Here is a 10042-nt window from a genome sequence, read left to right as displayed (position 1 = left end):
AGCGGCACGAGGCCCGGCACGCCGGGCAGCAGCCGCATCGTCACGCCGACCGTCGCGATGCCGACGAGCGCGCCCGTGCACGAGCGCAGGCGCTCGCGCCAGCCCAGCGACATCGGATGGGGAATGAAGCTGTGCAGCCATTGCCGCAACGTGCGGCGCGACGAAGGGGAGCCTGACGACATGGACGGTAAGCGGTAAAAGTGACAGCGCGGATGCGCGCAGCGACAAGCCGCGAATTATATCGCGTTGTGATACAAATTGTCGCGCTGCATCAAGCCGTTGCACGTGCGCGACGCACGTTGCTTGCAACAAGCTTTCATCCGATGAGAGCTTGCGGGCCGGGGAACCGCGCAAATTTGTCTGTAGCGGCGTACAATTCGGGCCACTGAATCCCCCGTCATGCCAGAACTACGTACGCGATGCCCGCTCTCCCGCCTTTCTCCCGGCACGGTGATCGATTCGACGTGGTTCGCGGCTGCGTTCCGTTCCCCACCTGACGCGAGCGCTGCCGACGCCTCCCCACTGACTCTCCCCAAGCCAATTCAATGGACATGCTCGAAAACATGCGCCTGTTCGTGCGCGTTGTCGAAGCCGGCAGTTTTACTGCGGTCGCGAAGGAAATCGACGCGACCACCGCGCAGGTGTCGCGCGCGGTATCGAACCTCGAAGCGCACGTTCAGACGCGGCTGCTGCATCGCACGACGCGCCACCTCGGCCTCACCGAAAGCGGCGAACGCTATTTCGAGCGCGCGAAATCGATCCTCGCGGAAATCGACTACGCGAACGCGGAGGCGCGCAACGCACTGCTGCGGCCGAGCGGCAAGATGCGCATCCACGCGATGACGGGGCTCGGGCAGAGTCACGTCGTGTCGTCGATCGTGCGCTACCAGGAAGACAACCCCGACGTGTCGGTCGAGCTGACGCTCGCGCAGCGGATGCCGAATCTCGTCGAGGAGGGCTATGACGTATCGATCGTGACGGCGTCGCAGTTGCCCGATTCGGGCTATGTCGCGCAGACCTGCGGCACGAGCTGCAGCGTGCTCGTCGCGTCGCGCGAATACCTGGCGCGCCACGGCACGCCGCAGTCACCCGACGAATTGCCGAACCACGTGTGCCTGCGACTCGATACGCCCGCGTCGCCGGCCGGCGAGTGGCGGCTCGAGCGCAGTGACGGCGAGGAGGCCGTGTACGAGCTGCAGCCCGCGCCGTTCCAGGTCAACGTGCCGGACGCGCTGTGCGTCGCGGTGCGCGCCGGGCGCGGGATCGCGTGCGTCGCGCTGTACACGGTGCTCGACGACATCCGCGAAGGGCGGCTGATCCGCGTGCTCCCCGAGTACCGGCTGCAGACGGTGAGCGTGTATGCCGTCTACGCGACGCGCCGCTATCTCGACGCGAAGATCCGCACGTTCCTCGACCACCTGCGCACGACGCTCACGCCTGCGCTCGAGAACGACCTGCGCGAACTCGACCGGCTGACCACCGAACTGACGCCGGGCGGCCGCAAGCGCGCGTGACGATCCGCGCGGGCGTGCTCCGCGCGAACCGCACGGGTCGCGGCGAGGCTCATGCGTGCGGCGGCGCGATGCGAATCCGCTCGAAGCGTCCCGCGAGCCATCCGTAGGCGGCAATGCCGAGCAGCCCGTGCGCGGCGACGAACCACAATGCGCCGGCGAACGAGCCAGTGCTGGCGACGAAATAGCCGATCACGAGCGGCGTGACGATCCCGGCGATGTTGCCGAGGCCGTTGAACACGCCGCCGCTCAAGCCGACCATCCCTTCCGGCGCCGTGTCGGCGAGTACGGCCCAGCCGACCGCCGCGAGCCCCTTGCCGAAGAACGCGATCGTCATCAGTGCGATCACGACCGTGTTCGACGATGCGCCGTTCGCGAGCACGAGCAGCGTCGCCATCGCCATCCCCACGACGAACGGCGTCTTGCGCGCCTTCGACGGATGCATGCCGCGCCGGATCAGCCAGTCCGACAGCACGCCGCCGAGCACGCCGCCCGTGAACCCGCAGATCGCCGGCAGCGCGGCGACCCAGCCGGCCTCCATGATCGTCATCCCGCGCCCCTTGATCAGGTAGATCGGGAACCACGTGATGAAGAAGTAGGTGAGTGCCGTGATGCAGTACTGGCCGATGTAGATCGCCCACAGGTTCCGGTGGCGGAACAGTTGCGACACGTCGTGCCACGACACGCGCGGCCGATGGCGCACGCGGTTCGCTTCGAGATCGACGAGCGCGCCGTGCGCACGCAGGTAGTCGCGTTCCGCGTCGCTTACGCGCGGGTGTCCGTGCGGTTCGCGATACCACGCGAACCACAGCGCGGCGAGCGCGATGCCGAGCATCCCCATCCACAGGAACACGTGCTCCCAGCCGAGCGCATGCGTGAGCCAGGCCATCGCGGGCGTGAACAGCACGACGGCCATGTACTGCGCCGAATTGAACAGCGCCGATGCCGTGCCGCGTTCGGCGGTCGGGAACCAGCACGCGACGATTCTCGAGTTGGCCGGGAACGCCGGCGATTCGACGAGGCCGAGCATGAAGCGCATGACGAACAGCGCAAGCGTGGCGGATGCGCCCTGCACGGCGAGCCAGCCGACCGTGCCCTGCAGCATCGTGAAGACCGACCACAGCAGCAGGCTCAGGCCGTACACGCGCCGCGCGCCGAAACGGTCGAGCAGCCAGCCGCCCGGGATCTGGCCGATCGCATAGGCCCACGCGAACGCGGAAAAGACGATGCCGAGCTGCACGGGCGTCAGCCCGAGGTCGTGCGCGACGCCGGTGCCGGCGATCGACATCGTTGCGCGATCCGCATAGTTGATGACGGTGACCGCGAAAATCAGCGCGAGGACCGCATAGCGGACGCGGCCGATCGTGCGCGAGGCGGCGGGCGACGCGGCGAGGGCGGCGCCGCTGGATCGATTGGGCATGCGTGTCTCCTGGCCTCCGTCGTGCGGAGGCATCCGGTGTTGTAACGGGTGGCCGCCGTGCGGCGTGTGGGTCAGCGCATGACGCTGGTCGGCGGGCGCTGGCCCGCAAAACACGCGGCAAGATTGGCCAGCACGATCCGGCCCATCTCTTCGCGGGTTTCGCGGGTCGCGCTCGCGCGGTGCGGCTGCACGACGACGCGGTCGAGTTCGAGCAACCCGGCCGGCACGTGCGGCTCGTTCGCGAACACGTCGAGGCCGGCGCCGGCGATCGTGCCGTCGGCGAGCGCGCGAATCAGCGCGGCCTCGTCGACCAGCTTGCCGCGTGCGACATTGATCAGGAATCCTTTGGGGCCGAGCGCGGCGAGCACGTCGGCGGTCACGAGCACGTTGCCGTGATCGGCCGATGCCGCGATCACGAGCACGTCGCTGTCGCGCGCGAGCGCGGCGAGGTCGGGCACGAAGCGATAGCCGCTGTCGCGATGCTCGCGTGGGCCGAAGTAGCTGACGGGCATCCGGAACGCCTGCGCGCGCTGTGCGATTGCGCGCCCGACGCGGCCAAGCCCGACGATGCCGAGCCGCTTGCCGGTCACCTGCGTTGCGAGCGGCTGGGCCGTCTTGCCCCAGCGGCCGGCGCGCACGATGCGCTCGCCGGCGCCGAGGTCGCGCAGCGTCATCAGGATCAGCCCCATCGCCATGTCGGCGACGTCGTCGGTCAGCACGTCGGGCGTCGTCGTCACGTGGATGCCGCGTGCACGGGCGCGGTCGAGATCGACGGCATCGGTGCCGATGCCGCTGATCGCGACGATCTCGAGCGCGGGCAGCCGGTCCATCAAGGCGGCGGACAGGCCGTTTGCGCCGCCGGTCACGACACCGCGAATGCGTGCGGCCACGCGATCGAGCAGCGCGTCCGGCTGCTCGGCCGCATACAGCCGGTGCACCGCGTAACGGGCGGACAGTTCGACGTCGATGGCGTCGGGGAGCGGCTGGGTGAGGAGGATGTCGATGGTCATGAAGGTTTCGGTCGTCGTGCGTGGCGCGGGCCGCGCATCAGGTGCAACCGAGTATAGAAATCGCATCGATATCGGTCTAACATCAAAAGACTATCGATTGATTCAAGAATTGGATGATTGAACTGCACCAGCTTCGCTGTTTCGTCGCGGTCGCCGAGGAGTTGCATTTCGGTCGCGCGGCCCGGCGCCTCTTCATGACCCAGCCACCGCTCAGCCGGCAGATCCAGTTGCTCGAGCATGCGCTCGGCATCGCGCTGCTCGAACGCAGCAGCCGGCAGGTCAGCCTGACCGCGGCCGGCGAGCGGTTTCTGCGCGACGCGCGACACATTCTCGAATTCTCCGCACGAGCCGAGCAGGCCGCGCAGCGCGTCGCACATGGCGGCGCCGGCCGCATCACGCTCGGCTTCACGGCGGTCAGCGCGTACCGGATGATCCCGATGCTGCTGGCGCACGCCGCGCATGCGCTGCCCGACGTCGACATCGAATTGCGCGAGATGGTGTCGACCGTGCAGATCGATGCGCTGGCGTCGCGGATGCTCGACGCGGGCTTCGTGCGCCAGCGCGCCGCGCGCCAGCCGCTCGAATACCGGCTCGTGCAGCGCGAACCGATGCTGGTCGCGGTCGCGGAGGGCGCGCCGCTCGCTGCGTGCGAGCGCATCGGCCCCGACGATCTCGACCGGCAGCCGTTCATCGCGTATTCGCCGAACGAGGGGAAATACTTCCACGACCTGATCTCGGGCGTGTTTGCGAACGCGGGGCGGCTGCCGAACTACCTGCATTACGTCGGGCAGACGCATACGATCCTCGGCCTCGTGCGCGCGGGGCTCGGTGCCGCGCTCGTGCCGGCGTCGGCGCGCGAACTGCATGTCGACGGCGTGGTGTTCCGGCCGCTCGCGGGCGCCGACGTGGCGGCCGAGCTGTATCTCGCGTGGCGCACGGACAACGACAATCCGGCGCTGCCGGTGTTCAACGCGATGGTCGAGCGGTTTCTGACCGAGAGCGCTGAAGAAGCGGGCGCATAGGGGGGCGGCGGGGCTGCGACTCGCTCCAGCGTCCCGCCCGCATGCGTGGCCCAAAGTCTGTTGTCAGACAATTCAGGATGACCGCTTGAATCATTTCCGGGTCGTCCGGAATTGGCCGAAATTCCTCAGATTCGCAAATATTTCGGCCGGAAATCGACCGCGCGGATCCCCATTTTCATCCTTGTCACGGGAAAACCCTCATTTTTATCTCGTCGGTCGTCGTATTACTGTATCGATACACTAAATCGATACAGTGCGTCGCGAGGCGCAATCGCAAAGGAGACGGCCCATGAATACCTACACCCGGCGGCGCTTTCTGCAGACGGTGTCCGCCGCCACGCTCGCGGCTGCAGGCGGCTTGCCGGAAGCCGTGCGCGCGCAGCCGGTCGTGACACTGCGCTGCTCGTCGTCGATGCCGGCCGACCAGAACGCCGCGCACTACGTGTGGTACGAGCGTCTTGCCGCGAACCTGAAGGCGAGCGTCGGCGACGCGATCCGGGTCGACTACTTTCCGAACAGCCAGCTCGGCAAGGAGAGCGATGTCGTGCAGCAGGTCAAGATCGGCGCGATCGACATGATGATCGCCGGCTCGTCGATCTGGGCGACGGTGGCGCCGGAACTCGGCATGCTCGATCTCGGCTATCTGTTCGACAGCTATGCGCATGTCGCGAAAGTGCTCGACGGCCCGGTCGGTTCAAGCCTGAACGCGCTGCTGCAAAAGCGCGCGGGCTGCTCGGTGCTGACCTGGGGCTCGCATTTCGGTGGGCGCTGCGTGTTCACGAAGCAGCCCGTATTGGCGCTGCAGGGGCTGAAGGGCACGAAGCTGCGCGTGCTGCCGACGCCGGCGTTCATGGACACCTTCAAGGCGATGGGGGCGGTGCCGACACCGATTCCGTTCGGCGAGCTGTACATGGCCGTGCAGACGGGCGTCGTCGACGGGCTTGAGCACGATCCGGCCACGGTGCTCGCGAGCAAGTTCGACGAAGTGGTGAAATCCTGCTGGCAATCGCATCACGTGTTTGCCGCGATGACCGTCGTGATGGGGCGGCGCGCGCTCGACCGGATTCCGGCGAACCTGCGCCCCGCGTTCGATCGCGCGGTGGCCGACGCAACCGTGCAGCAGCGCGCGATTGCCGCGCAGAAGGCCGACCAGGCCGAGCAGGCGCTGAAGCAGCACGGCATGAGCTTCCATCCGATGGCGGCAGCTGAACGCGCGGCGTTGCGGCAGACGATGCACGACCGGCTCTATACAGCATTCGCCAAGCAGTATCCGGCGACCGCGCCGCTGTTTCCGGCGATTGCCGCCGTACGGGGCTGAGCGATGGAGACCTGTTCCGTTTCGGGCGCCGCGGCGGCGCCTGGCGCCGGCCGTCCGGCTCGTCGCGTGGCGCGCGTGCTGGACGCGATGCTGCACGCGATCGAATACGTGTCCGCGGCGGTGCTGGCCGTCGATGTGCTCGTCGTGTTCGTCTCGGTCGTGTGCCGTTATTTCCTGCACGACCCGCTCGACTGGACCGAAGAGGTCGCGAGTGCGCTGATGATCGTGCTGGTGTTTTTCGGCGCGGCAACGGTGCTCGGGCGCAGCCAGCACGTGGGCATCGACCTGTTTCGCGGCTGGTTCCCGGCACGCTGGCAGGGCGCGCTCGTGCAGATCGGCCACTGGATCGTCGCGGCCGTCTCGCTGAACCTGCTGGTGTCGTCGTGCCAGCTGCTTGCCGACTCGTACGACCAGTTGACGCCGGGCGGGCTGCCGGGCTGGATCAACGTGTACCCGATGATGTTCGGCGCGCTGTTCATGACCGTGTTCGCGCTTGCGAATGCGCTCGACGCGCCGCGCCGCCGCGTGGTCGGCACGCTCGCGTGCTGCGCGGGATTCGCGGCCGCGCTGTACGGATGGAATGTGCTGGTGCCGGCGCACGCGATCGCGCCGGGCATGCTGCTGGCGGCCGGTTTCGTCGGTGGCCTCGTGCTGGGCGTGCCGATCGGTTTCGTGCTCGCGTTCTCGGCGCTGCTGTATTTCCTGGCCGACCCGACACTGCCGCTGCTCGTCTACTCGCAGCAGGTCATGGCCGGCGCCGATCACTTCGTGCTGCTCGCCGTGCCGTTCTTCGTGCTGGCGGGGCTGCTGATGGAATCGAACGGCATGTCCGCACGGCTCGTCGAGCTGCTGCTGCGGATCTTCGGGCGCGTGCGCGGCGGGCTCGGGCTGATCGTGATTCTCGCGACGGCCTGCTTTTCCGGCGTGTCGGGCTCCAAGCTCGCCGACATCGCGGCAGTCGGCGGCGTCGTGATGCCGGCGGTGCGCCGCGCACGCCAGGATCCCGACGAAACGGCTGCGCTGCTTGCGTGCAGCGCGGTGATGGCCGAGACCATCCCGCCGTGCGTGAACATGATCATCATGGGCTTCGTCGCGAACATCTCGATTGCCGGCCTGTTCGTCGCGGGCATCGTGCCGGCCGCGGTGCTGGCCGCGTCGCTCGCGGTGGTGACGGTGATCACCGGGCGCAGGATCGACGTCTCGGCGGTGTTCACGGAACGCCGCGCGTGGCTGCCGCTCGCGGGCGGCGCGCTGGTCGCGCTCGTGATGGTCGCGATGATCGGCAGGGGCGTGACGTCGGGGATCGCGACGTCGACCGAAGTCTCCGCGTTCGCGGTGGTCTATGCGCTCGTGGCGGGCTGGCTCGCGTTTCGCGAGCTGACCTGGCGTACGGTCGGGCGCGTGTTCGTGCGCGCCGCGTCGATGGCCGGCGGCATCCTGTTCATCGTCGCCGCGGCGTCGAGTGTGTCGTTCGCGCTGTCGATCGAGCAAATTCCGGCGCTGGTCTCGGGCACAATGACCGCGTTCGCCCACCAGTACGGTGCGACGATGTTCCTGCTGCTCGCGGCACTGGTCATGGTCGTGTTCGGTGCGGTGCTCGAGGGTGCGCCGGCGTTGATCATCTTCGGGCCGCTGCTTGCGCCGATCGCGCTGCAGCTCGGCATCAACCCGCTGCATTTCGGCACGGTCGTGGTGGTGGCGATGGGGCTCGGCCTGTTCGCGCCGCCGGTCGGACTCGGTCTGTTCACGACCTGCGCGATCACGGGCACAGAAGTCCGGCACGTTGCGCGGCCGATGGTGAAATATCTGCTGGTGCTGGTCGCCGCCCTCGTGGCGCTGATTCTCGTGCCGGCGTTTTCGTTGTGGCTGCCGGCCCGTTTCGGCCTGTAGCCGCCTTTTACAGCAAGACGACATGAGTACGATTCAGGACGTGGCCCGTCATGCGGCCGTATCGGTCAGCACGGTTTCGAACGTGCTCAACGGCCGCACCGACCAGATGAAGCAGGAAACGCTCGAACGCGTGAAGGCCGCGATGGAAGTGCTGCAGTACCGGCCCAGCACGCTGGCGCGCCAGCTCAAGACGGGGCAGACGCCGCTCGTCGGGCTGCTGGTGCCGTCGATGGCGAACCCGATGTACGGCTACATCGCGCGCGAAGTCGAGGCCTGCGCGCAGGAACGGTACGGTCATCGCGTGCTGATCGGCAATACGTATCGCGATGCGAAGAAGGAGGCGTCGTTCTTCGACGACCTGTTCGCGCATGGTGTGCGGCGCGTGATCGTGATCTCGTCGCTGGCCGACGAGAGCCACCTCGAGCGCGCGGCCGAGCGCGGGATGACGGTCGTGAGCTACGACCGGCGCGCGACGCCCGGCGAGCCGTCGAAGGTCGAACACGTGACGGCCGACAACGAAGCCGCCGCGCGGCTCGCGACGCGTTGCCTCGTCGATGCGGGACACCGGCGGCTTGCGTTCGCGACGGTCGCCGGCATGACGGTGAGCCGCAGCGACAAGATTCGCGGCTTTCTCGAGACGGCGCGCGACGCGGGCATCGACGCCCACGCGCGGGTGCTCGACGGCGGCCCCGCGAACGAGTATGGCGACGCGGTGATCGTCGACGTGGGGCGCGCGCTGGGCGTCGCGCTTGCTGCCGATCCGGCGCGGCCGACCGGCATCGTCGCGGTCAACGACCTGTTCGCGCTTGGCCTGATGGCCGGGTTGCGTGACGGCGGCCTGCGCGTGCCGGACGACGTGTCGGTCGTCGGGATGGACGGTCACTTCCTGTCGGCGATTTCGAATCCGGCGCTGACCACGGTGCAACTGCCCGTCACCGAAATGGCCGAGGAAATGGTGCGGCGCGTGATGCGGCCGGACGGCGACACGCCGCTGGCGCCCGAGCCGCACGTATTCTCCCGCGTGACCCTCATCGAGCGTGCATCGGTCGCGTCGCCACCGCTGGTGGACCACGCGCAAGGAGGGGCGGCATGACGCACGTCTTCGTCACGCATCCGTCGGGGATGCTCGACCGCTATTTCGGCGCGAAGGCCATGCGCGCGCTGCAGGCGATCGCGGACGTCACGTGCAACCCGCTCGATCGCGAGCTGGGCACGGACGAACTGGTCGCGGCCGCACAGGGTTGCGATGCGATGATCGCGTATCGGCAGACGCCCGCGCCGCATGCGCTGTTTGCCGGGTTGCCCGAACTTGCGGCGTTCCTGCGCTGCGCGGTCGATATCCGCACCGTCGATGTCGACGCGGCGAGCGCGTTCGGCGTGCTGGTCACGCAGGCGAGCCCGGGTTTCGCGCCGGCGGTCGCCGAGTGGGTGATCGGGGCGATGATCGATCTCGCGCGCGGCATCGGACGTTATGCGTCGGCCTACCACCGCGGGATGCCGCCCGTGCCGCAGATGGGGCGCGAATTGCGCGGCAGCACGCTCGGCCTGATCGGTTACGGACAGATCGCGCGCCACCTTGCGCCGATTGCGACGGCGCTCGGGATGCGTGTGCTCGTCAGTGATCCCTACGTGCGCGTCGACGCGCCGACGCTCGAACAGGTCGACTTCGCGGCGCTGTTGCAAGCGGCCGATTTCGTCGTGTGCCTCGCGCCGGCGACGCCGGCCACCGCGAACCTGATCGATGCGGGCGCGTTCGCGGCCATGAAGCCGGGCGCGTATTTCATCAATGCTTCGCGCGGCGAACTGGTCGACGAGCAGGCGCTGTCCGACGCGCTCGACGCCGGCCGGCTCGCGGGCTGTGCACTCGACGA

9 protein-coding genes and 1 pseudogene are annotated in these 10042 nt (G+C 68.1%); 7 read left to right on the top strand and 3 right to left on the bottom strand.

Going from position 1 to position 10042, the window contains the following annotated elements:
• A pseudogene (locus tag G3N99_RS27415) lies at positions 1 to 182 on the bottom strand (HPP family protein); the annotation flags it as partial.
• 363 nt (positions 183 to 545) lie between these two features.
• Here G3N99_RS27415 and G3N99_RS27410 point away from each other — a divergent pair.
• Positions 546 to 1514, top strand: coding sequence for a LysR family transcriptional regulator (locus G3N99_RS27410; RefSeq protein WP_174937385.1), 969 nt, complete (start codon positions 546 to 548; stop codon positions 1512 to 1514).
• Between the two features lie 49 nt (positions 1515 to 1563).
• Here G3N99_RS27410 and G3N99_RS27405 read toward each other — a convergent pair whose 3' ends face one another.
• Entirely contained in the window at positions 1564 to 2931 is a 1368-nt protein-coding gene (locus tag G3N99_RS27405) for an MFS transporter (protein ID WP_206123963.1), read from the bottom strand.
• Positions 2932 to 3002: 71 nt separating this feature from the next.
• Complete coding sequence (locus G3N99_RS27400) at positions 3003 to 3941, bottom strand: 2-hydroxyacid dehydrogenase (RefSeq protein WP_206123962.1); 939 nt, start codon at positions 3939 to 3941, stop codon at positions 3003 to 3005.
• Between G3N99_RS27400 and G3N99_RS42415 the strand changes: the two genes are divergently transcribed.
• The 6 genes from G3N99_RS42415 to G3N99_RS27375 all read left to right on the top strand — a co-directional run.
• Positions 3934 to 4062: a hypothetical protein gene (locus G3N99_RS42415; RefSeq protein ID WP_256979300.1), complete on the top strand. Its 129-nt coding sequence runs from the start codon at positions 3934 to 3936 to the stop codon at positions 4060 to 4062. The genes G3N99_RS27400 and G3N99_RS42415 overlap by 8 nt on opposite strands.
• The gene (locus G3N99_RS27395; RefSeq protein ID WP_174981737.1) at positions 4055 to 4963 is read left to right on the top strand and encodes a LysR substrate-binding domain-containing protein; all 909 of its coding nucleotides are present in this window, start codon (positions 4055 to 4057) and stop codon (positions 4961 to 4963) included. The genes G3N99_RS42415 and G3N99_RS27395 overlap by 8 nt, the downstream gene beginning before the upstream one ends.
• A 289-nt stretch (positions 4964 to 5252) precedes the next feature.
• A complete protein-coding gene (locus tag G3N99_RS27390) occupies positions 5253 to 6281 on the top strand; it encodes a TRAP transporter substrate-binding protein (protein ID WP_206123961.1) in 1029 nt (342 codons plus the stop codon).
• Positions 6282 to 6284: 3 nt separating this feature from the next.
• Entirely contained in the window at positions 6285 to 8171 is a 1887-nt protein-coding gene (locus G3N99_RS27385; RefSeq protein ID WP_206123960.1) for a TRAP transporter large permease subunit, read from the top strand.
• 22 nt (positions 8172 to 8193) lie between these two features.
• Complete coding sequence (locus G3N99_RS27380; RefSeq protein ID WP_206123959.1) at positions 8194 to 9264, top strand: LacI family DNA-binding transcriptional regulator; 1071 nt, start codon at positions 8194 to 8196, stop codon at positions 9262 to 9264.
• A partial coding sequence (locus tag G3N99_RS27375; RefSeq protein WP_206123958.1) for an NAD(P)-dependent oxidoreductase occupies positions 9261 to 10042 on the top strand: 782 nt, incomplete at its 3' end. The genes G3N99_RS27380 and G3N99_RS27375, both read left to right, overlap by 4 nt.

It is taken from the genome of Burkholderia sp. Ac-20392 (assembly GCF_017104585.1).
Lineage (GTDB): Bacteria > Pseudomonadota > Gammaproteobacteria > Burkholderiales > Burkholderiaceae > Burkholderia > Burkholderia lata.
Note: the sequence above shows the minus strand (reverse complement) of the source record. Positions and strands in the feature narration are given on the sequence as shown.

Coding starts and splice junctions, on each gene's coding strand:
- G3N99_RS27410 (WP_174937385.1), top strand. CDS start 546: ATGGACATGCTCGAAAACATGCGCCTGTTCGTGCGCGTTGTCGAAGCC.
- G3N99_RS27405 (WP_206123963.1), bottom strand. CDS start 2,931: ATGCCCAATCGATCCAGCGGCGCCGCCCTCGCCGCGTCGCCCGCCGCC.
- G3N99_RS42415 (WP_256979300.1), top strand. CDS start 3,934: ATGGTCATGAAGGTTTCGGTCGTCGTGCGTGGCGCGGGCCGCGCATCA.
- G3N99_RS27400 (WP_206123962.1), bottom strand. CDS start 3,941: ATGACCATCGACATCCTCCTCACCCAGCCGCTCCCCGACGCCATCGAC.
- G3N99_RS27395 (WP_174981737.1), top strand. CDS start 4,055: ATGATTGAACTGCACCAGCTTCGCTGTTTCGTCGCGGTCGCCGAGGAG.
- G3N99_RS27390 (WP_206123961.1), top strand. CDS start 5,253: ATGAATACCTACACCCGGCGGCGCTTTCTGCAGACGGTGTCCGCCGCC.
- G3N99_RS27385 (WP_206123960.1), top strand. CDS start 6,285: ATGGAGACCTGTTCCGTTTCGGGCGCCGCGGCGGCGCCTGGCGCCGGC.
- G3N99_RS27380 (WP_206123959.1), top strand. CDS start 8,194: ATGAGTACGATTCAGGACGTGGCCCGTCATGCGGCCGTATCGGTCAGC.